Origin of the sequence: Halobacillus hunanensis (assembly GCF_900166655.1) — a bacterium.
Taxonomy (GTDB): domain Bacteria; phylum Bacillota; class Bacilli; order Bacillales; family Halobacillaceae; genus Halobacillus_A; species Halobacillus_A hunanensis.
This window is the reverse complement of the sequence record NZ_FVZB01000007.1, coordinates 795316-817759: the sequence shown is the minus strand read 5'-3', so window position 1 is coordinate 817759 and position 22444 is coordinate 795316. Positions and strand designations below refer to the sequence as shown.

At 39.3% G+C, this 22444-nt stretch carries 26 protein-coding genes and 2 pseudogenes; 1 reads left to right on the top strand and 27 read right to left on the bottom strand.

Annotated features, from left to right (window positions below; genetic code table 11):
- Nucleotides 1–195: 195 nt before the first annotated feature.
- From B5354_RS16780 to B5354_RS16655, 27 genes and pseudogenes are all read right to left on the bottom strand, one after another.
- On the bottom strand, nt 196–537 hold the full coding sequence (locus B5354_RS16780) for a JAB domain-containing protein (protein WP_139377157.1): 342 nt from the start codon (nt 535–537) through the stop codon (nt 196–198).
- Between the two features lie 8 nt (nt 538–545).
- Complete coding sequence (locus B5354_RS16775; RefSeq protein ID WP_079529950.1) at nt 546–1064, bottom strand: hypothetical protein; 519 nt, start codon at nt 1062–1064, stop codon at nt 546–548.
- A gap of 447 nt (nt 1065–1511) precedes the next feature.
- The gene (locus tag B5354_RS16770; RefSeq protein ID WP_079529949.1) at nt 1512–2417 is read right to left on the bottom strand and encodes a toprim domain-containing protein; all 906 of its coding nucleotides are present in this window, start codon (nt 2415–2417) and stop codon (nt 1512–1514) included.
- A gap of 59 nt (nt 2418–2476) precedes the next feature.
- Nucleotides 2477–3958: an ImmA/IrrE family metallo-endopeptidase gene (locus B5354_RS16765; protein ID WP_079529948.1), complete on the bottom strand. Its 1482-nt coding sequence runs from the start codon at nt 3956–3958 to the stop codon at nt 2477–2479.
- A complete protein-coding gene (locus B5354_RS16760) occupies nt 3945–4226 on the bottom strand; it encodes a hypothetical protein (protein WP_079529947.1) in 282 nt (93 codons plus the stop codon). Before B5354_RS16760 ends, B5354_RS16765 begins: the two co-directional genes overlap by 14 nt.
- A 40-nt stretch (nt 4227–4266) precedes the next feature.
- On the bottom strand, nt 4267–4695 hold the full coding sequence (locus B5354_RS16755; protein ID WP_079529946.1) for a hypothetical protein: 429 nt from the start codon (nt 4693–4695) through the stop codon (nt 4267–4269).
- Between the two features lie 9 nt (nt 4696–4704).
- The gene (gene mobP2 / locus B5354_RS16750) at nt 4705–5868 is read right to left on the bottom strand and encodes a MobP2 family relaxase (protein WP_079529945.1); all 1164 of its coding nucleotides are present in this window, start codon (nt 5866–5868) and stop codon (nt 4705–4707) included.
- Nucleotides 5865–6122 (bottom strand): hypothetical protein, encoded by a 258-nt coding sequence (locus B5354_RS16745; protein ID WP_079529944.1) that lies wholly within the window; start codon nt 6120–6122, stop codon nt 5865–5867. Before B5354_RS16745 ends, mobP2 begins: the two co-directional genes overlap by 4 nt.
- Nucleotides 6123–6372: 250 nt before the next feature.
- Nucleotides 6373–7236 (bottom strand): coiled-coil domain-containing protein, encoded by an 864-nt coding sequence (locus B5354_RS16740; protein WP_079529943.1) that lies wholly within the window; start codon nt 7234–7236, stop codon nt 6373–6375.
- 12 nt (nt 7237–7248) lie between these two features.
- A complete protein-coding gene (locus B5354_RS16735) occupies nt 7249–7812 on the bottom strand; it encodes a hypothetical protein (RefSeq protein WP_079529942.1) in 564 nt (187 codons plus the stop codon).
- Between the two features lie 27 nt (nt 7813–7839).
- Entirely contained in the window at nt 7840–8940 is a 1101-nt protein-coding gene (locus B5354_RS16730) for a lysozyme family protein (protein WP_079529941.1), read from the bottom strand.
- Between the two features lie 3 nt (nt 8941–8943).
- On the bottom strand, nt 8944–10866 hold the full coding sequence (locus tag B5354_RS16725; protein ID WP_079529940.1) for a VirB4 family type IV secretion system protein: 1923 nt from the start codon (nt 10864–10866) through the stop codon (nt 8944–8946).
- 5 nt (nt 10867–10871) lie between these two features.
- Nucleotides 10872–11507, bottom strand: coding sequence for a hypothetical protein (locus tag B5354_RS16720; protein WP_079529939.1), 636 nt, complete (start codon nt 11505–11507; stop codon nt 10872–10874).
- The gene (locus B5354_RS16715) at nt 11508–11810 is read right to left on the bottom strand and encodes a DUF5592 family protein (protein WP_079529938.1); all 303 of its coding nucleotides are present in this window, start codon (nt 11808–11810) and stop codon (nt 11508–11510) included. It abuts the gene before it with no gap.
- 38 nt (nt 11811–11848) lie between these two features.
- Entirely contained in the window at nt 11849–13741 is a 1893-nt protein-coding gene (locus tag B5354_RS16710) for a pLS20_p028 family conjugation system transmembrane protein (protein ID WP_079529937.1), read from the bottom strand.
- A 15-nt stretch (nt 13742–13756) separates the two neighbouring features.
- Entirely contained in the window at nt 13757–13945 is a 189-nt protein-coding gene (locus B5354_RS16705) for a hypothetical protein (protein ID WP_079529936.1), read from the bottom strand.
- Nucleotides 13946–13961: 16 nt separating this feature from the next.
- A pseudogene (locus B5354_RS21120) lies at nt 13962–14228 on the bottom strand (hypothetical protein); the annotation flags it as partial.
- A gap of 83 nt (nt 14229–14311) precedes the next feature.
- Nucleotides 14312–16487 (bottom strand): annotated as a pseudogene (locus tag B5354_RS16700) (VirD4-like conjugal transfer protein, CD1115 family); the annotation flags it as partial.
- Between the two features lie 12 nt (nt 16488–16499).
- Nucleotides 16500–17609 carry a hypothetical protein gene (locus B5354_RS16695; protein ID WP_240339786.1) on the bottom strand — a complete coding sequence of 370 codons (1110 nt, stop codon included), beginning with the start codon at nt 17607–17609 and terminating at the stop codon, nt 16500–16502.
- Between the two features lie 14 nt (nt 17610–17623).
- A complete protein-coding gene (locus B5354_RS16690) occupies nt 17624–17887 on the bottom strand; it encodes a hypothetical protein (RefSeq protein ID WP_079529933.1) in 264 nt (87 codons plus the stop codon).
- A 23-nt stretch (nt 17888–17910) separates the two neighbouring features.
- A complete protein-coding gene (locus tag B5354_RS16685) occupies nt 17911–18108 on the bottom strand; it encodes a hypothetical protein (protein ID WP_079529932.1) in 198 nt (65 codons plus the stop codon).
- Nucleotides 18109–18175: 67 nt separating this feature from the next.
- Nucleotides 18176–18610, bottom strand: coding sequence for an LptM family lipoprotein (locus tag B5354_RS16680; RefSeq protein WP_079529931.1), 435 nt, complete (start codon nt 18608–18610; stop codon nt 18176–18178).
- Nucleotides 18611–19114: 504 nt separating this feature from the next.
- Nucleotides 19115–19348, bottom strand: coding sequence for a hypothetical protein (locus B5354_RS16675; RefSeq protein ID WP_079529930.1), 234 nt, complete (start codon nt 19346–19348; stop codon nt 19115–19117).
- Nucleotides 19349–19392: 44 nt separating this feature from the next.
- Nucleotides 19393–20421, bottom strand: a complete 1029-nt coding sequence (locus tag B5354_RS16670; protein WP_079529929.1) for a DnaD domain-containing protein — start codon at nt 20419–20421, stop codon at nt 19393–19395.
- Nucleotides 20422–20608: 187 nt separating this feature from the next.
- Nucleotides 20609–21091, bottom strand: a complete 483-nt coding sequence (locus B5354_RS16665) for a helix-turn-helix domain-containing protein (protein ID WP_176142523.1) — start codon at nt 21089–21091, stop codon at nt 20609–20611.
- Between the two features lie 104 nt (nt 21092–21195).
- Nucleotides 21196–21498, bottom strand: coding sequence for a hypothetical protein (locus B5354_RS16660; RefSeq protein WP_079529927.1), 303 nt, complete (start codon nt 21496–21498; stop codon nt 21196–21198).
- Between the two features lie 14 nt (nt 21499–21512).
- Nucleotides 21513–21737, bottom strand: a complete 225-nt coding sequence (locus B5354_RS16655) for a helix-turn-helix transcriptional regulator (RefSeq protein ID WP_079529926.1) — start codon at nt 21735–21737, stop codon at nt 21513–21515.
- Between the two features lie 152 nt (nt 21738–21889).
- Between B5354_RS16655 and B5354_RS16650 the strand changes: the two genes are divergently transcribed.
- Nucleotides 21890–22300 (top strand): helix-turn-helix domain-containing protein, encoded by a 411-nt coding sequence (locus B5354_RS16650; RefSeq protein WP_079529925.1) that lies wholly within the window; start codon nt 21890–21892, stop codon nt 22298–22300.
- Nucleotides 22301–22444: the final 144 nt, after the last annotated feature.

The following is a 22444-nucleotide window of genomic DNA, read 5'->3' as shown; positions in this document are numbered from 1 at the left end:
TTCATTCTAATATTCTAACATTCTAATTATTCTTTAACTTTCTTATATTTAATATTCTTAACTCCATACTTTCTCCCTATATTAATATTCTATCATGGAACACCTCATCATTTTCACTTAATAGCGATTACATGTAGTAGCTTAAAGAAAAAAGGGAGTGGTTTCTCCCTTTAAATATGACCTCTTTCTTTCAGGCTAGTAAAAATTGTTATTATTACTTACTACTAAGTGAACTAGCACTTCGATACCTAATAGCTTTCCAGCTTCGACTAATATCTTTAAAACGTTAATATCTTCCAGGGATGGTGTTATATCACCACTTGGATGTTGGTTTGCAACAATGACACTTGCTACGTTATTAAGTATTGCTGGTTTTGATACTTCGCTTGGATGAACGAGTGAGGCCTTAAACGAATCAACATGACAACGTTGAACTACGATAAAACTATTCTTTGTATTTAAAGCAAGCGTAAAATAACCCCCAACTATGACTAGATGGGTTATTTTACGCTTGAAGACTTCATAAACAACTTCCAAATACTGATTCAACCGTGTGAAATGAATATAATACGGGTATTCTTCAAGGCCTGAACTTTTGGCATTAATGCTCTTACCTGTTCGATTTTGTAATCATGGCTAAATGGTAAGGGAGAAGAAACAGAAAGAGCATCAAGTTCTTTGAAAACTTCTTCTCTTAATCTAACCATTATCTTGGATTCGTCCATTTCCAATAGTAAGGCTAATTGTTGTAAGCTAACTCTTTCAGCATGATTCCATTCACAAAATCTAAGTATGAATATTTCAAAACGCTGTGGCTTTGGAAGGATACATTTCTCCAAAAACGCTTTTTGCCATTGTTTCAAGCAGACTAAAAAGTAAAGTCTTCTTGTCGTTCTGAAGCAATTTATGTTCACTTTGTAATAGAATAGATATATTGACTCCTTCAATGCTCCAATAAAGGAATCAATTTCTTTTTTAAATTCAATATACAGCCTCCAAAATCTTCCTTTAGTAAATTGTACCCTAATGTCTAATTTTGTTCCATAAAAAAAGAGGATAGTCACCACTTGACTCCCAATATTTATTCAATAGCATTCATTAATTTTGAGAACCTTTCAAATTCATTTTCACGATCAAGGTTATATCTTAAATTTTTCAATTGAATAATTCAAGTGAATCTTGAAAGCTACTTTGAATAAGTGGAAAATCATTGTGGAGTGTAGCAAGTTCTTTCGAGGACAATTGTAAGTTCCTTCTCATGTTTTATTCCTCTTTGGAATCCATACGGGTTGGAACATACGACTTTGGGAGGGTAAATCGTGTGAAGTAGGTGCAAAAAAGCTCCCTCAACGCATTGAGAAAGCCCTTTAATTCAAGAACTTTAGTACCGGTGGTCGGGTTCGAACCGACACTCCGTGAGGAACACGATTTTGAGTCGTATCACTTACATATAAACTATAATTCTAATAAACATAAAATTTCAACCATTATCTTTCTTTCGGTTATTCACTTTACCGTTCTATTACCAACTCATTTTCTTTCTTAATTTCTCTATTCCAGTCTTTATTTGTAGGTAAGTCAATTTTAGTTACTTCTTTACTCATTAGTCGTTGATACTTTTTAGCAAACTCCCTCCCTGCTTTATCATTATCGGTACAAAAAGTGATGTGATTCACCTTAAAACCTTCCTTCCCCATCCGCTTGATTTCATCAATCATTGTCTGTCGCTTAAGGCCTGACATAGACACCAAACGAGTATCTTGCAACTTTCCTTTTTTAATACTCCAGTAAGAGAGCGCATCAATCGGGCTTTCAAAAAGGTAAATGGAATTAGGTTTGCCAATATCCACCGAAAATCCAGCCGAGCCATGGCTATTCTTATCAATGCCTTTAAACATGCGACCATCTTTCATTGGTGTTGTTCCTTGGCGGTCTGCTCCAACAACCTCTCCCTGTTGCTTCCACTTAAAGACCACATTTCCGAGCTTGTCCTGCGAGATTAAGTCTTTACTTTCAAGCCAATCCACAATCTTAGGATGAATCTTCCGTTCATTCGTAAGGTAATACTTAGCCTTTGTCCTATCGTTCACTTCATAATGAGAAGGATATTGATAAGGCTCCTTAAACTTTTGCTCTTGGCAATTGTCTTTAACTTTATAACCTTGGGCATTCAGATCAAGGACAGCTTCCGGAAAACTCATACCATAAAACATTTTGGCAAAGTTAATGACTCCAGCACCTTTTTCGTCTCTGGAGTTCCAGGCATACATTTGATCTTTAATTACTAAACTGTCATGTACTTGGTGTCGATAGTACCTCCCTTCTCTCTTCAGTGGTTCTCCTTTACGCTCAAGATAGTCTACCAGATCCACATTACGAGCAACCTCCACTTGGTCCGCGCTTACATGTTTGGCCATGCAGCACTTCCTCCTCTCTAAAATTGGATATAAAAAAAGACAGGGAGAAAACTCCCTGCCTATCGTTCAACCTCTACTTTTTCTTTTTGCTGTAAAGTCTCCTTATTACCCTTTCCATTCTTTAGTTCCGAAGTGGTATTTTCTTTATCTTTTTCTTCATTGAATTCTCGGTCCAACTTACTTTCAATTTGCGATAGTCGTTGCTCACCACGATCCGTTAATGGAAGTTCTTTCAATTCTTGAAGAGATTCCTTTTTTAGTTGATACACCTCTTCTTTACTATGAGTCTCTTGAAAAGCACGCATCTGATTTAAACGTTCTTGTCGGTCAGTATTTTCTTCTTTATCCAATTCTTTTCCGACTGTTGGTTCAATAAAGTTCATAAGCTCCTTCTTATAAGCATCTTTGAAATCTTGATGGGAATATTCCTCTTCGCCCTTTTCTTCTTTAACAAAAGGCCCGCTATCCTTCTCATCCTTACTCACTTGGCTTCTGTACATTTCCCGAAGCTTTTCTGAAGGTAATATCTCTCTTTCCTGTTTCTCCTCTTCCATTTCAAGTTTCTGTTCTTTAACACTCATATTTTTCTCCCCCTCTTTTTCTTGGCCCATAGATTCTTCAATGGTTGTAATAAATTCTTTAGCTGTTGACTGCACTTCTTGTAATAGTTTTTCATGGCCTTTGAATTCATGATCTTTGGTCCAGTGATGCAGATAATCTAATGAGTAGTCACTGGTATCAATATTGAAATAAGAGGCAACGGTATAAGCTGTCATTTCCGCCTGAAATTCTTTCTCAGGTTTCGTGTAGTCATTCAAGTTATCCTTTGTATGAAGCTTGGCATGAGTTAATTCATGTAACAGAGTCTTTGTGTCTTGTCGCTCCGAGTTACGCGGATTAAGAGCGACTTCCCCTCTTCCCGTGTAACTTACGCCTTTAGCTGCCCCTAACTCTTCATAAGGCTCTACAATTTGAATATTGTTTTTATCGGCTATAGCTTCCATTCCTTGTCGAAGCTGACTGTAGTTTTCAACCTCTCCATCGATCCATTTATTAGGAAAGATTTGAGGAAGATCTTTTTGAGTTGCCGTTGTCTGGGAAACGTCAAACACACTCCCGGTAGAATAAACAAGACGGCCATCTCGTTGATCGAGTTGACCGTCTTTGACTTGCTGCTTTTCTGTTTTTGTCGCATATTTCAAAGGTTTCCATTCGCCTTCTTCATCTTGAAACTGCTGGCCTAAACGATTAGGCACGAGAACCTTTAGACTTTTCTCTCCTTTGTTTACGGAAAACCCTTTGTCTTTCCAGAAGGCGTAGGAACCTACAGCTTCAGCTCCTGGAAACTGTGTATCAATCAGTGCCGTATTACGTGGAGAATACCGATGGAACTTCCCCATAAAGTCTAGATATTCTTTCATTTGTTCAGGTGAATGAAAATGATTAGTAATACTTTTTTCCATCCCCTCTGTCAGTCGATGGATCTCCTCTTTGACCTTTTCCGGTGATTTCTGTTTATAGGGACGTTTAGTCTTCGCCATGATCCCCAGCTCCCTCACTGATGTTCATGAGCTCTTCCATTTCTTCCTCATCGTAATTTGGTTCTGTATTTAATATCAGTTCCTTTGTTTTCTTATGAAAAGGAACGAGTAGGTTTTCTTGATTCACTAAATGCTGCTCTAGATCATCCATTTCCTCATCACTTAACGTTAAGGTATATTCCTCCTGTCCCACGTCCATCACGAGCTCATTATTTTCACTTAAACGCTTAAATACACCTACTTCATAATTGCTATTAAACAAAAGCATTCCTTCAACTCCTTTGTTGGATAATTCCTCATGAATACCATTAGCTTGTTGCTGGTTGAGTTTCTGTGTCACTGATTCTCTTTTGACGCTGATGACTGATTCTTTCTTCCACCGCTTGTCTCGCATCTTTCATTGCTTGGCTCTCAAAGATCGGTGTGGTCACGCAGTTTTCTAAGTTTTGGTCCATCGCAAAACCGTTCATTAATTCCAGAAGGACTTGTGTATTTTTATCGCTTCGATTAGCTGCTAACCGCAAACGCTTCATTTCTTCAGAAAACACGTCTTGAAAACGTTGAGCCATCAAACTCAGCACATATTCTTGAGAATGATCCTTCGAATTCTGTGCTTCCCATTCCTTAATCATACGGTCTAAAGCTTCACCAGGATAACGAATATGATGATGTTCTTGATACTCTTTGATTAACCCAATCGTTTCTTCATGAAGCGTAACATTTTGACGCCTTCCCATTTATATTCCCTACCTTTCTCTGTCGATTTCTCTTTCCAACTTCTGATGATCCAAATCATTGACAAACTGATCATATGTTTGTCCAAATGATCGTTGAATGCTTTTCAAAGAACGTTGCAATTGAATTCCTGACGGCATGGACTTATAAGAGGCACTTGTTTGTATCTTTTGTCTAGGATACCGCTGATGATCGTAACGTTTCATTTCTTGTAAGAACGCATTGCCCATTCGTTTATAGAGATCATCTATCTTGTTTTGTTTGTAATGTTGGTATCGCTTCTTATCTTTAGGGCCATCCCCATAGGCCCGTTTTAATTCGTTGACTTCTTGGTCCAATTTATCATGCAGCTGCTTCAGATCTTTGGCGTGATACTTATCTAAATACCTTGTCGTTAATGCATCAACCTTTGGTCGAAGAGGATTCAGCGTTTGATAGCTATAGTGCCACTGTCGCTTATCCTTTGGTAAGTGATTATACACGTCGAGAAACAAAGGTTTCATTTCTCTATTGCTCCATTTCATGCTGCTATTCTCTTTCTTTGCATTCACCATATGCTCACGGATCAACGAGTTAATTTGATTTCGTTCTTGCGTTCGATCTAACAATCCATTGACCACTTCACTTTTCATCGCGTCTAACGTTTTTGGTTTTCGTTTCCCTCGATCACGAGTTGGATTTGGTTCGACTGTGGCCACATGAATATGAATGTTATCGGTGTTATAGTGAATGGCCGCCGACCAAACAGCACTCTCTTGTAATCCCTCTTTTTTCATCATCGACTGCATGGATTTTCTTGTCACTTGCTTTAAAGCATCTTCATCTAAGGTATGTGTCTTTGAATCATAAACGCCTCGGTTTTTAAGCCAATCATTATCAAATGTAATGACGTCCTGCCACATGATACTATTCTTCTTTTGAGCTTGTTCAAACAAAGATTTAATGCCCTGCTTTCCTTCCACCGATAAATGATCCGACTGCTGAGTAAACAAAGCAGATGTTTTATTTGGATCGTCCATATAGTGATTATATAAACTAAACATGGACCGATGAACATCCCCCTTTCCTTTGGCCTCTTCACGGTCTACGTATTGCACATAATCTTGGAATCCTTTTTTATTTGCGGTCACGAATTTTGTTTTTAAAACCACTCCAGGCGTTACGTTTTCACTCATGCTTCTTCACCTGGTTCTTCTATCTGCAAGAGATCATTCATTTCTCGAATCGCTGTATAACAATGAGCCATCGTTTGGATGTTTCGATCGACTAATTGCTCCAGTCTTTGTTCACGATGGTTCTCTTCTCGAAATACAGCTAACTGATGCAACTGAGCATGTAAAAACTCTTGCCGACTTAATCCTTTTTCTTCCGCTAGTTCGTCAATTCGTTGAACAGTTTTCGGATCCATATAACGAATTCTTACTTCCATTACAATCACTCCTTTTGATAAAGACACTAATACTAGTGAATATAGAGAAGAGCATAAGGGGTTTTTGTTCCCACTTGGCGTGTGAATCCCGGCAGAGCCGGGCAAAACGAGGGCACAAGAAAATCCCCAAATGTGCGGTCACTGTGTTGCCAAAACAGGCACAAACCTTCGTGTTCCAGCTTTGGTGTGTGGTCCCTGCACAGGGGATGTGTAGTCCTTGTGTTGATGCTTTTTCTCATTTTTTTCGATTTTAGCTATCAATCATGTCTCGTTTTTCTTTTAACATCTTAAGCTTCTCCTTTATAGTTTGAGTAGTCGCTTCGTTCTCTGCGGCCTCTCTATTGAGTCTCTTTTTTTCATTTTCTATTTGTTGAATTCTTGTATTGGTTTGCTCCTTTTCTTCGCCCGTTTCATACAGTCGGTCTGATTCTAATTCCACTAGTTTTTGATTCAGATCAATTAGTTTTTGTTCGATTCTTTGAATTTGCTTTTCATTATCTTGAATGGTTTGTTTAGCCTGTTTGATATTTCTTGTTAAAGCAGCTAATTCATATTCTTGTTCCGCTTGAATGGTCAATGATAGATCAGTTTCAACTTTTCGTTGATCGGTATAGATGCGCGCTAATTCTTTGACTTCTTCACCTCCCTTCAGCTCCTGTTGAGGATCACCAAGAAGAATCTCATCCTTTTCTTTGTGCTTGTAAATGTCTAAAGCCATCACCTCGAAAGAGGGACTTACGTCTTGAATACTAATCACATATTGACCTTCTTCATGGTACTCAACTGTCGTCGGAATCTTTCGTTGAGGATTAGCCTTTTCTTGTGCAACAAAGGCCAATGAATCCCCTAATAGATCCGTAGATTTATCTATATTTAGAGTAACAATCATAAGTTGACGGTTCGGATTATAGGCCCAACCCTCAACAATCATGTCCCCAGATCCTTTCAAGTTGATCTGTTTATTCAGGGGAGTTTGTTGAATGTCCCCATGGTGTTGGTCTCCCCATATAAATCCAGAACATAAGAAAAAGAGAAGTGTCGCCGTCATGATACTTAACCCCATTAAATACATTTTCGATGTGTTTTCCGTGATCACATTCCTCTGTTTTTTCATTTATTTCCCCTCCTACGTGGCTTGCTTAAAGTCCACCACTCTCCATCGCCCATCTTGCTTTTGGACATCTATTTCTAAAAACACGCCCGACACTTGTTCTTGATCATTCTGTAAAGAATGAAGAGTGTGATAGAACCGAACCAGGACCGTTGCATGGTTGCTAGTTAGGTTGCCCGTTTCAATAAATAGCTGAACATGATCTATGCTCGTATTCGTTTTCCCCCTATAGGTTTCTGTAGGAAAAAATGTGTTGATCAGCTCATCACTCATGATCGATTGAGCTTGCTTTTTTCGTTCCTGATAGGTCCCTTTGCTGTGCACAAAAGCTGTTTCAACAAACGCAGATATCTGATCCACTAATGTACGGTGGCGGGCTTGAATTTTGGCTGGATGTTGTCGTTGGAGAGTCTGTTTCAGCTCCTGATTTTCTTTTAAGATCTGTTGCTTATTAGCTTGCAATTGCTTAACTTTGGCTTGTAGTTCATCGTTTGATGCGTTGATTTGGGCATACACGTTATACCCCGTAACAGCGATTAAAAAGCCAAGAAACAAACCAAATAAGACTCGTTTATTCATTCATATCCCTCCCTGTATACAACTTGTTTACAGATCAAGGTATGGAGCCGGATCCACATCGGTTCGATACTGATTTTTCGTTAATACCTCAAAGTGCAGGTGAGGTCCAGTCGAGTTTCCGGTGGTCCCACAAGTCCCTATTTCTTCACTCTTTTGAACCACCTCCCCTTGACCTACATCCACAGAATAAAGATGCGCATAGTGACTAAATAAGTCATCTTCGTGTTTGATAATCACGCTGTTTCCGTACCCCGTTCCTCCATTACTGACTCTTACTACTTGACCGTTATCAACGCTTTGGATTGGGGTCACTGCGTTCGTACATGCAAAGTCCATCCCCCGGTGCATCGTCGATGTTCCATTGAAAGGATCCTTCCGCATCCCGTAATCTGATGTCTGTTTTAATGCTCCTGCAATCGGCAGAACCCAATCTCCTGATGGTCGGACATCTCCTTCAACAACTCCTCCTTTCAGGTAGCTTAAAACAGCTTCTACATACCCAATATCGCCGTAACAAGCTTGAAGAGCAGCTGCCTCCGGAGTAATACAGGAATACATGCCTGTATGCTTCAACTCTTGGTATTTCATCTGAGAATATTCAATCGCTATGTCCTTGCTGTACTCCCCGTGATTGTGCTCTTTAACATAATCAATAAATCCTCCTCCAAAGTTATACGCTTGAAGGGCTAACTTCACATCACCGCCAGCTTTCTTTAACATATCTGCAAAATATTGAACCCCGACTTTAATGCTTCGTTCGGGGTCATCAATCGTATTTGGTGGCAAACCTAGGGATTCACTCGACTGCATCACATCATCGAGCTTCCCGCCAGATTCTTGCATGGTCTTGGCCATCAACAACTCTACGTAATCGGACACCTCATATTTGGCTGCATACTTTTCAAATAGAGGGCGGTATCGCTCTACAGCTGCTGAAACCTGTGCGGTTCCATTCACCACGTCGACCGATTGAACATCTTCACTTTCACTACTCTTTTGATAGCCGATTAACGTGGCGATGGCTGAAGCATATAAAACCATTTGAAGGAGGAACAGGGCTGTTATAATACCAATTAACCAGAGCCAAACTTTTCGAGGTATAAGCCCCAGTACTAAAGGCCAAGGCATTAGTTAAGCACCTCCTCCGAATAAAGCGAGCTCTTCATCCGATACCTCTACGTTAAAGCGAATATTTTCAACGGCTCGGATGCTCAGCATCGTATCTCCTGTCTGCAAATACGGAATATCATGCAACTCACTCTGGCTTAATTGGCCGGCGAAGATTTGCTGCATCATATCCAGGTTGTTACTATCCTGCTGCATAATAATTTTGTATTGGGTTAGTTCGAAGAGCTTCTTAATATCTTCTACCATGCTTTGATCGGATCCTTCCGGCACAAAGTCACGAATCGTGTGACTCGCGTACAACAAACTGCCAAAATATTTTCTCGCCTCACGGCTAAATATCGTGAGAAATTCAAGAGCACTTTCACTTTTCTTTTTTGTATTAATGATGTGATGGGCTTCGTCCATTAAAATCAAATAACGAACTGCATCTTCAAAGGCCAACTCGCCCCGGTTGTATGCCTCAAACTGAGGGGCGCCATTCGTAAGCATCGAATCCCAAAGGAGATTCAACACATTAAACAATTGAGCCTGAAAGACCTCCGCACGCATTTGCGATAAACCGCGGAGCGTGAAGGTAACGACTTGTTGTTCATTAAAATGTTCAATGGTAGACGTACCATTGAACAAGTGAGCGTATGTTTCGACAAGATTACGGATATTTAACTCAATGCTTTCGAGACGTTTTTTTCGTTCTGGACTCACCTGTTCCCATTCCTTCCCTTCGCTAATGTCCTCATATAATTGATCCTCAATAAAGGTAAGGAAATCAGAAAAGATCGGATAATAGTGGACCGGTTGCTGGGTGATGTTTGAGCTCCCATCCTCGTTCCAAAGTCCAGTAGTTTCATAGAGTTGCCTTAGAAGATTCTCATACTCTTTTAGTTCACTATCATTGGCTTCCGGGGCCAAAAACTTATAGAACGTCGTCAGCTTGGATAAGTGCTGTGTAAATGATGTCGTTTCATCTTCAGCCGTTCTATACACCTGTAATGGATTAATCACTCCATCCGATCCGTCTAAGGCAATTCGTTTCCCACCTAGAGCTTCCGTTAACTCCGCAAATTCGCCGGTTACGTCGAAGGTTCTTACTTTATATCCTTTAATGGCATTGTCCAACATGATCTTCTTGAGTGTAGTTGACTTTCCAGCACCCATGGCCCCTACCATGACACCGTTATAGCTCTTGCGCTGGTTATCACGATGAAACAAATCAAATACCACATTGCCCCCTGTCAAAGTTGTTCCATAGAACGTTCCGTAAGGATCATGTAAACTCGTAAAGTGAAAAGGAAAACCACCAGCTAATCCTAACGCCGGGATAGGTTGACCTTCCCGTTTGTTGCGATACTTAGACTGGTCATCATAACTCGAAAGAAGAGCTTTCCATTCATATTCTTGTTCATTTAAGAAAATCGACCCCCGAAAGTTCTCATCTTGCAAGGTTGATAGAACGGCCTTCACTTTATCTTCTAATTCAACTTTTGTTGGGGCACTCACGTAATGGCGGAGATGCACACGCTTTACAATTTCCCCTTGTTCCGACACCTGATTGTAGAGTTCTCGTAAATCGTCGTAATGGTTTTGCGCTTCGATGATACCAGCATTGTCTTTTTCATTAATCATTCTGGAGTTCTGTTCAGCCATCCCTTTGTTTAACCCATCACGAATTTTGTATCGATCGTCCGACACAATATCCATCGTTGTAATCACATTCTCCATATTGAAGATCGGCTCTAGCCAGAAGTCCGATACATTTTTGGGAAAGGCATATACATGAACACCTGCCTCATAGCCATCCCCCTTTCGAATATAAGACTCCTGGAAGTTGATCCCTCCTTGAGGTTGGATATGGGCTAGTAGGTACGGATTGTAACCCTTAGACATTGTTTGTTCTTGGTCTGTTTTAGATTGCAAAAATCTAAACATGACTTCTACCCCCTTTTTTCAAGTTTGGAATTTTGGTTGTAGAGTTTATAAAGCAAATCAATTTTCTTCTCTTCGGTTAAAGGAAGTAATGGAGCCACCCGCCCCAGATAACGTTGACAGTTATTCCGGTATTCTGTTAACTGCTTTAGGCTTGAAGCGTAGATAAATAAATAGAACTCCCGATTTGTTCGGTGTTGTTCTAAGAAGCCTAATTCTTCGCGTTTCCTAAAGAGAAAACGTTCATATAAGGGAGAAGTATTCTTTTTTATCCTTCGATCCACTGCGTCTAATTGTCGCTGCATATCAACGGGGAAGTTCATCGACACAATTTTGATGTCGGCAGCGTAGGATTGAAAAAACTTGGCCATCATCATAATGTCGTATTCCGTTTCATCCATAGAAGGAGAATAAATATCCTTGCTTTGCAGCTGCATCATATCCATATAACGTTCATCCTCTTGAAGTTGAAAAGCCCCATCATCTGTCATGTCTCGAATCGGTATAATTTCAGCGATAGACGCTTTGGCCTTCGATCGCTTCTTGTTCTGAGGCTTTGACCCTTTGTATTTCTTTTTTCGTTTCTTGAAAGGCTGTTCATCGAAAAGAGCTTGCTGTTCTTCATGATCTTCAGAGAATGTCATTTAGGACTCCCCTTTCTCTTTTTCTTCTGTATCCATAGAACAATAGGTGATACGATCTCGAAACACAGCTAATCCCAAGGCTTTCACCATACGCATTTTCGGGTTTGATTTTGGCCGGACAAGCCAGGTCATCATCAAGATGATCCAAAAGGTCGCGTAATACCAAATGAAAGAGGGATGCACGACATAACGCAAGGTAAAACCGCCCCCTCCCATAATTAACACGACAAGTAAGTCCGTCAGGTAGAACAGACGGTTGATTTTTAGTTCGCTTCCGATTTCAGAAGGAATTTTATAATGCAACGTATCTTCTCCTTTCCAAAACAAAAACGCCAACAAGGTTAAGAGCCTCGCTCGCGTTTTTGAATGTTACGTCTCCAGTTTTCTGTTGTATTGCGTGATAGGTTATAGGTGCGTTTGGCCCTCTGAACCTTGTGATGGTTGTTAAATCGTTCCTTCATTCGATCTTTCATATATTGACCCATGGTACGCTGTTCGGTGCGATGCTGATTCGGCATAGGAATATCATCAGTACTTGTGGGTGCTTTTGATTGATCTCCATGTGATGCTTGTTTACTTTCCTGCCCCTGGTCAACGAGTGGCATCTCATTCGATCGTTGATCTACTGACTTCTTTACTTCTGTTGAAGCTGCCACTTGTCGATTACCTTTTTTCATTTCCTCATGTAAACGAGGTTTTGGTCTAGTATTCGGTGATTGTTGCTTTCGCTCTCCTCGCATTTCTTCATGAATAGAAGGAATGGAGCCACTAGATACATAGTCCGACTGTTGTTCTTGATTCCGTGGAATTGAAGAATCTCCACCCGTTTGTGGACTTTGGTTGTTTTTCTGTAAGGGCTGAGGCTGTTGTTCAGGGCCCCTATTGGACGGAGTAATTCCAGATTTTTGATCAAGTTTCTCTCCTGTGTCTCTTCCTATTGCCCCTTGAATGGGACTAGGCTTTTCATTATTTTGAGCTGACCCTTTTCCTTTACTACCGGCCAACCCTGCAAGGGCCCCAGCTACACTAGCTCCTGAATGCATGACCGAACTAGTTCCTCCACTAGCTACAGTTCCAACAGCTTTCTTTGCTGGTGGACCAATGGTTTTCGATGCCAAATAACCGCCCATGGCTACATGCCAGGCATTTTTTAATCCAGCATCGATACCAAAGAGTTTTTGGACAATGTTTGGTCCATCGATCACAGCCAAACTGCCAGCCACCAAGGCTACTAAATAGCCTACGCCTTCTAAGTTGTCACTTATAAAGGTGGTGTAATACATATAGACACGTAAACTTAAAAAAATCATAATCAGTGAAACGAATATGCTGCCAACGTTTTTAATAATCTCCTTCAATCTCTGACCGGTAGAAATGTCAGCATACGCCATAATAAGCGCAACAATATGATTAAATCCAAGTTCGAAACAAAGTTTCGCCACCTTAATCGAAATGAGAACCATTGTAAAAGCCATAACCCCAAGTGTCACAATCGCCGAAACCCATTCTACATCCCAGCGATAATAATGTTCAGGCAAAAAGTCAAATAGACTACTTTTACCCAATGCGACTAGACCTTCTTCTCCGTTTGATTCTAAACCAACTTTGTTCATAACTATTTTTTTCCCTTGTTCTGATAATTGCTCCCCGTTTGCCTTTTCAAACTCTTTAGTAATAGTTTCATTAATTGAAATTTTATCAATGTTATCCGGATTTATGAGGATGGATTCCTCCACCTTTGGAGTTTGCCACCCTGTTTCGTCATATATGGCAACATCTGTAATATAATCCATAATGACGCGATCTGAGGTCGTAAAGGAGTCTTGATTAACCTGGGCAACATCGATCGCATTCTCAGTAAATTCATCGACTTTTCCCATCCCAAATGTCAAGAGAGTTATGGTCATAACTGATATAAAAATGTTCATGGGGATTTCTGCCCGATTTTTTTCTTTATTGAAAATCAATCTAAACCCAATCATAGCTAATGAAAAAGCTAGTAATATATACAGGACTGGTTGAATCGTATTTAGAAACGATTGAACAGGTTCGCTTCTAAAGAAATCCGTCAATATTAACACATTATTGACCATACCTTCTAAACCATCCACAATCTTTTTTAGGAAAAGAATAATCACCCATCCCATGAGTCGGAGTCCAGAACTGAATATATTGTTTGTATGGAGGACCTCCGAAAATTGAAGCAGTTTCTCTAATAGTTCTTCATCTGACATTGGCTCACTCCTATCTTATTGATCTAAGAAGGCAACAAGAGTGGTGTTCACATGATCTGTCGTCGGTTCAATCACCACAACAACTGGTGTTTCTTGGCCTTCAAATAATTTAATCACCGCATCATGTAAGGTAATAATCACCTCTTCTCCATCCTTGATATTTTCTTTATACGTATCCATCACCTTCCCTAGCGTTTCTGTCATATTCAAATCCCCTTATTTATAAGTTATAATTCGGCTTCTTCCTTTTCTCCATATCTAGCGTTTCTTGTTCCTGACTTAATTTATCGATTTGTTTACGAATATGGCCATAAACTTGCCGACTGATTTCCTGTCCTTCCCCTAGCATTTTCAAATTGTATATAAAAACCTCCAACAGCTCTTCATTCATCTCTTCCTCACTGTGCTCCAGCTGAGGAGCAATATGCTCTTGAATCATGTGAAGCGTAACAGCATCGAAAAACTGACCAACCTTTTGTTGCTTCCATGCTTCTTTATGAAATGGTTGATGTTCGCTATTATCCTCTTTGGAAGCCTTCCATCGTCTTTCCTTTTCAGCTATTGATGTCGAAGTAAAATCGATCACTAAATCTTGTGGTTGAACGTTACGATGAGGTGTATCAATCTCCTCTTCCGTAATTGCCTTAGTTGTATCAAAATCCTGACTCAAATACGTATGTGCATATTTCATACTGTGTTTGCCCGTATTGTAAATGGGAAAAGCTCTTATTTTCCGTCCTCTCATATCTCGACGTTTTAATACACGACGTACTACAGTGTCTCCTTCTTCTAACTCTTGCAGTTCATTGGCGGTTAAGAGATCTCGCCCTTCGGTACTTTCGGTTTTTGATTTATCGAGCGAAAAGGTTGAGCCCGACCGCGTTTGCGTATTTAGGGTCTGCTTACCAAGTTTGGAAGAAAAATAAGATGCGGAATCATAATCCGCACTCAAAATATAAATCTCATTCCCACAGTTTCCACGGATGGTTGCCTGTCCATCTTCTCCATACAATTCTTTTAATTGCGCGTAGGACTGAACAACGAGGTGAAAACGAATGTTTCGCCCCAGGCAAACTGTAACCTTATTGCCCATATCCGCAATAGCTGGCATATTACCAAACTCGTCCAATACAAACACGACTTCTCGCAAGCACTTTTGTCCTTTGGCAATCGCTGCATTTTTCGATAACACATAATATAACTGACTCACGAAAATCGATGGGATTGCGTGTGTCGATGTATCATAGTCCGGTGTGACCATGAAAAGGGCGATCGGTTTAGTAAAATAACTAATTTGATCGACTGTTAGGTTTGGAATGGAACCAGATGGGAAGGCAATGTAAACCTCCCCAGACTTCTCATCCATTTCTTTTACTTGAACCTTGAGCTGTCTCCATTCTTTTTCTTCATATTGCCCTTTAGTTCTTTTTCGTTTTTGTTTCGTGGTTAACGGCTCATCATCTTGCGATATCGTAAGGGTGTCTCCTGGTTTCAACCTGGAGGAGAAATTAATCGTCCAGGTGCCACTCTCCCCCGATTGATTGACTTCAGTTGCACCGTCGGGGAAAGTAACATACACTTTGGAAAACGGTGTCCCACGGCCTTTTATCGATTGACCAAAGCCTACCTTTTTCAGATCTAATGAGTTCTTCGCTGTCATCTTAGCTGTTTCACTCATAGTAAACTTCGTCAAGCCATTCATGGCCGTTGTAAAGATGCTGGAACGTGTATTCCCTTTGGAAAAATTACTCGTTGCATATTGTTCTTTGGCAACATGCGCCTGCGGCAACTTTTGAAAGTATTGATCGAGCGCATTAACTTCCTGGCCATTTTCATCAACTTCATTTTGCGTCCCCAGTTCAGACAGCATGTTGGCCACCGTGTACATGGTGATTTTTTCCTCGGTTCCTTCGGTGATACTTTTTTCGGTAATTGCGAGGATCATCGCATTCACAAGTGACTTGGCAGAATCATCCCACATAGGTTCTTTTGCTTGAGGATTGTGATACAACATATGGGTGATCGTTTCACAGAGCGTTTGGGCTGTTGAATAATCCCCATCCTGGTAAGATTGTTTAACGAGTTCCAAAAGGTTAAAGCTCATGCTTTGCATCGGATTCATCAAATTGAGCACTTCCACTTCATAGCCTCGATTCTCCAGTGTTTTCCGACTTGAGGCGAATAGTTCCCCTTTGGGATCATTGATGACTAAGGAAGGCTGGTCTTCGGCACGGGAATACGCATCAATCGTGGGAATCACATAGGTTTGCCCTTTACCACTTCGCGTTGTTCCGATAATCAAGTTATTAACGGACGATGGATCAATGTAAGCCCTATTCTTTTTCCGGGCTAACACAGGACCTCCTTGACCCGGGTAAGTTTGCCCTCTGTCGGGAATTGCCTTGTATTGTTGTTTGATTTCCTTTCGTGTTGCAAAACGCTGAGATCCTTTTTCATCCGTTCCAATGGGTTGAAAATTACTGCGTAGTTTATAGATGATATACGCAATGCTCAACAAACCAATCAGAGCTGTTATAGCGTAAAACCACGGATATTCTTGAATATGAAAATCTGTTAGATAAATTGTCTTAATTACGAGTGGTTGGCTAAACTGCGGGAATGTCTGAACAGTGGCCCACATGGCAAATCCCACGTTCAAAATAAATGTGGATCCTATCATGATCGTTATAAAAAAACAGATGCTTAGTGGAATAAGCACCTGCCTTTTAGCGATGAACGATTTCAAGATGATCGCCCCCTATAAATGATTTTGTTTGTTTTGTATTTCGGTCTTTTGTTCTTTCCATTCTTTAATTTTATTCTCATCCTTTTTATCTGATTGCTTCTCCGTTTCGATTTGATTATTAAGATGTGCTATTTGTTGTTCAAGCTGTTCATATGTGTTGATTTTTTCATTAAGTTTGTTGCTTTTTGCCTCGCTGGCCATCTTTTTGGCTTCTTCTAGTTGATCAAGCTTTAAATACGCCATCCCCTTTTTCTTATAGCGTTCTGGTGTCATCGGAACGTTTTCAACAGATATTGCTTCTTCGTAATCCTCTTTATGGTACGCGATTTCAAATGTTCCTACTGGACTTGGATATGACTCTTGAAAGGTTTGGAGTCCCTCCACCCCATGGAGTTGCATAATTTTGCTTGCTAAGAATGAAATTTGTTCTTTCCCTGCCTCTTTGACAGCTTCTTTATAGTTCTTTTTTGACAAAAGAAAGTAAATAAGCGCTTCTTGTTCGCCATCACTAAGCTTTTCTTGAGCTTGCAGCTTGTTAATAGCCTCCGTTATATCACCCGTTACAGCCATTTCATAAACGCCTTTAGTAGCCCTTACTTCAGTGAGCTTTTGATCCAACTGTTCCGTAGCTTGCGACTGACTTCGCAACATAACAACTAGAACCACCGAGATGACTACCGTTACAATGACTAGGCTCAAAAAGGAACCAGTCATGACTTTTTGTCGTTTACTTAAGGTTTTCCAACCCGGTTGATTCAATGATTCTTCTTTTAGTAGTTCCGTAACATCAAGCTGATAAGTCGTAGGCGTATGAGATGTTAAATGCTGCAAAAAAATGTCACGTTCCGTTTCTTGTTGTTTATGGTTCAAAGGCATCTGAATAAGCTTCCTGCATACATGATCGTAAATATTTGTTGTGTCTTCGCTCCCTACCACATAGGTTCCACTATACAATTTGTCCCCCTCATCATTAGAGATCATGAAATTGAGGGGGACCGGCTCAGCATTTTTCTTTTTCCATTTTGTGTCCAACTTCTCTGTTTTTTCAACCATTTCTTGAAACAGATAGGGTTGAAAGCTAATAATTTCACCTTCTAACTTAGAGGTAAATAACACTCGCATTTGTATTTCCTCCTTTAAAAGACGACCTGACTATCAATATATTCGGCGATCGCAGTGGCCCCCATCAAGACCACCAAACCAACTGAACCGCCAATAAACCATACAAGGGAACTTTGTCTCCCTCGAACGCCACCCCATATCAAGTGATAAGCCCCAATTCCAAAAGCAATGGCCGCAGAAATAATTCCGAGTAGCTGCATTGCTGTAAGAATGGAAGCTCCGGTAGCCTGTAAGTTACTGATCGCAGAAAACACAATGTTATTCATAAGCATATTCATGCTATAACTCTCCCCTCTTCATTTTAATATGAATTTTTGTAGTCTCTCTCATTCTTCAATTCCTTGTACTGCATCAAAGACTCCATCACAACATCTTGATTCTCCCGAATGTATTCCTGATGTTTCTCATGAATCCAGTCGTTGTAAGAAAGGTCTTGAACTTGTAAGAGTGTTTGAACAAGATCTTTCGATTGTTTAACTTCGCGGTTCGTTGCACCCATTCTCTATCACCTCCTTCAAAGAATTTAAGCATAAAAAAAGAAGCGATCTATAAAAGATCACTTCTTTTCACCCTTGGGATGATGTTTCATCTATAAATTTTTTAAGTGCTTTTTCCTTTTCTGCTTCCGAAGGATGATCTGCATTTCGTAGAGAAACATACTCTTTCAATGTCCCTTCTTTATAAAAACCTAGTGTTCCAAATTGGATATTTTTTAAACCCAGATCCTTCAACTTTAAATTACTTTCTATCATCTTAGATGACTGAGAATTAATTTCCTTCACATTGATAGATTCAATATGTTGTTCGACAAGCTCAATATTAGCTCTTCTTTCTTCTTCATCTTCAGTACTGTTAATTAACACATAAGCTGTATCATTTTGTTTGATATAATCTTTCATTTCCTCTGGTGATAAAGACTCGACTTGACCTGTGGCTCCACAACCTGCAAGGATAAAGGCCAATATTAATCCAGCCAAACCACCGATCCAACGTCTTTTCATCAGATCAATCCCTTCTTGAGTGGTTCGTATAACGATTCTAACACCTACTCAAATAAAAATCCACGTTATGGAAAAAACGTGGAACCATCCTTTCATTCATTCTAAAGCATAAAAGCTAGATCAATCACCAGACTTTCAGGATTTATTGAACCTGTTTTTTCATGATAAGTGATTGTTTATGGCTGGATACAATCAAACCCTATGCAGACTGCATCATGAATATTTCAAGAGGCTCTGCAATGCACAACGTTTCTAGCATATACGAAGAACTTTATGTATTTAGGTTTACTCTTTGAAGATTTCGTCGGAATTTCACCTCCTCTTCTAAGAGCCAACATCATCAATACAACGCATACTAAGTCACTAGATGCATTTCACGTACCACGCACCGAACAATCATCCAACTGCTAGGATGTCCCGTGACCGTTCCATCCCTAGCATAGATATGTAGTTTTCAAAGGTCAAAGTGTGCTCTAATTTAAGCACGTGTTAAAATGTTATATATTATAAGACTTGTTTCAGGTCACTTTTAGGGTTTCGACGTTTTGCAATCGTTCTAAACTTTTTATCCTTTACGGTTCGGATGCGATAATAAATATTCGCCAATTTTTCATAATGGCCCTCGTTATCAACGGCCCACAGGCCATGTACATCATATACCTTTCCCTCAAAGGTTTTGATGTTATCGGCTTGAGATGAAATGTCATAAAATGCGAAATGTTTTTTCCATTTCCCCATAAAATTCCCCTCCTCATATTCGTTTAGGAATTGCTGAATTAGATTTAGGGGTCACCTACGGCCTTCAGATTTGATTTGGATTGTAGAATTTTTATGGCTGATCTTTTCCCTTCACGAATATTGATAATATCCTCATTTGATAGATCGTATCTGTAATCAATGGCTTCCAGGATATCCTCCAGAGATCTTTTTAACCTTATACCTAGATCAATTTTTAGGGCCGTGCTCTCAAGACTTGGTTGTTTCTTCGGTTTTTCTTCCTCTATTTGTTGCTGTTCACGTGTCTTAAACCATTCTGGCAAGACCTCTTGGTTAGGTGATCGTTTTGAAAAAGAAGTTCGGTTATTTTGGTGATTTCTATACTCAACTTCTTCTACTTGAGCCTGGTCTAGGCTTTTCACCCCTTTGTTCACCCATGACTGAAGAATGCTTTTCACATAACCCCAAGTTGGTTTATTACGGTCTAGAGAACGTTTCATTGCTTCAATGACCATTTGTTCTCCAAGATCCTCACTCCAAGCTAAGAGCTCCTCAGAGATTTGAGGACGGATCATGCCAAAGTTATTTTGGTAAAATTGAATGACGTCCCCCTGCGCATGTCCAGTTGTAGAAGTAGTAATAAATTCTTTTACATTCTTAACTTCTTTAAGTTCTTGGTCATTCTTGTATGTGTCTTTTTGCTGTTCTCCTGATGGTAATGTGCTGTCCTCTTGGTGTTTTTTTGGTGTGGATTTGTTGTCATAATCTTCTTCGTTAGATTGATAGATTGCCCAGTTATCAACTGTTATAACACTATATTTGTTGGTGGACTGAATAGTAACCACACCATCTTCCTGTAAGATTTCTAGGTAATCTCGAACAGTTGATTCTTTCATGTTTAATTCAGATGCGGCCTTTTTTCTTCCAAATATAAATTGACCTGGTTCCAGCTTAACCTTTTGTCTCCCTATTCTAGATTGAGTTTGTTTATGACATGATTTTGTTAAGCAGTAAATAAAAACCTTCAACATTTTTTCATTTTCAAAAATTTCGCTATGAAGGATCTTACGATGAAGCTTTACCCATCCCTGCATTTGTATCACTCCTTCAGAGTTCTTTAGTTTTTCAACCATCCTACGGGGTAAAATAAAAATAGGAATTATGAAAAAAATCTTCTAATCTCTACTGTCATTTCATAAACCCTTAAAAAGGAAGTAGATAATTTTCTTGGTTAAACAACCTCTGAAATAATTTGATTAATTATTTCCTATCTAGCATCACTCATGTAACATATTTTTTTGATCTCAATTTAGTATGATGCTCTTCCCATAACTGTAACCAGCTAACATTGTATGTTTCACATACGGTGGCTAAGTAGATGACTGAAGCATGAATTACATCAGTGACTTCCATAGCCGACCGACGAATATCTTGAAATTCCATGGACTGTACATATTCTGGATTCTTAGCCACTTTGACCTTCATAATTGATTCAAGCGCTTCATTTAACTCTTCTTCTAATTTTAGTCGAACACTACTTCTATGGTTATCAGCAGCAGGTCCATTCAATTGTAAAATACCCCACCCAATATATTCATTAGCTGCCTCAAGTGCTAGCCACGGGTCGTTATATTTTCCAATAAAATGTTTGGTTGCTGCAGGAGGTATCTTACGCTCTCCATTCTCTTGTTTCGAAATGTATTCTCTGGATTGGTACATATCTATCGATAGTTGTTGTTGTGACTTACCTAACTCTTTTCTCATCCCTTTAAATATCCGAGCTGACCTACCTTTCTTAATTTATCTCACTCCTTTGCACCATAGTTTGTACCAAGATTTAATCACTGTATTGTTACGATTAAAGCGAGTTAAACTATTGATAATTTTTGAGGGTTTGCATTTTTCCGAACCCATTCTGTGTGTTCGTCAATCCATTTCAAGAGTAACTTGGTTGGAACTCTTGGATTTCCGAATTCACGATTAACGGGGAAGTCCTTTCGGTTAAATAATTCAGCGCACTTGGTATCGCCAATCTGCATAAGATTCATAAACTCCTTGCGTGTAAGGATAGGTGGAAGTTGATCTTTAAGGGCATGTCGTTCAATTGCCGCGTCAACAGCTTTATTAACCATCCTTTGGAAAAGTTCTTGGTCAAATGTGGCTTCTAACATTTAAATCACCTCTTTTAATCGGACTTATTCTTCGATTCGTATAATTTATAGTTAAAAAGATATTCTACAGGTACTTCTAAAACAAAAGAAATCTCTTTTACAAAATCTGCTTTCACCTGCCTTCTACCAAGTTCATATCCATTGTATGTCTGTACTGACATACCAAGATTTTTAGCTACATGAACTTGTGTAAAACCTTTTGACTTTCTAATACATCTAATTGCTTGGTTCACTTTCATATAATAACCTCCAAAAATAAACAAAACGAAGAATATACTTATATAATAATTCTCCAATTCGTATATGTCAACACAAAAATATACTTTTCGTATAACTCATTTATTCACATTGAAGAATAATGTACAATTCGTAGTAGAGGGGAGTGAAAATCATGTCTTTGGGAAATAGAATTAGTACACTTAGAAAACAAGAAAAATTAACCCAAAAATCATTAGCAGCAAAGTTAAATATCCCTCATCAAAACCTCTCTAACTACGAGCGTGAATTCAGGCAACCTGATTACGAAACGCTTCAAAAAATTGCAGATTACTTCGAAGTAACCATCGATTACTTACTAGGAAGATCTGAAGATCCAAGCGGAGCAAACTCAGATAAGAATTTCGATCCAATGGAAGAACTCAAACAATTCATGGTTGAAAACAATATGCAAGATATTGATTTTGGTTTTTATGACATTAAAAAATGGAAAAAACTCTCACGTCAAGATGTTGAAGAGATTAAAAGACATTTTAGGTGGGTTGTCCAAAGAGCTGAAGAGAGAGAAATTGAAGACAAGGATTGAAGCTATTAGGAATTAAATTTATTATAATAGTGTCTGTGTCGAAAAATCTATCTAAACTGAAAAATTATGTTTTATAGGCAAAATAATTTTAGGCGTGCATAGTCACGCTAATTATTTTAAACTAAAAACGAACATACGTTCCTA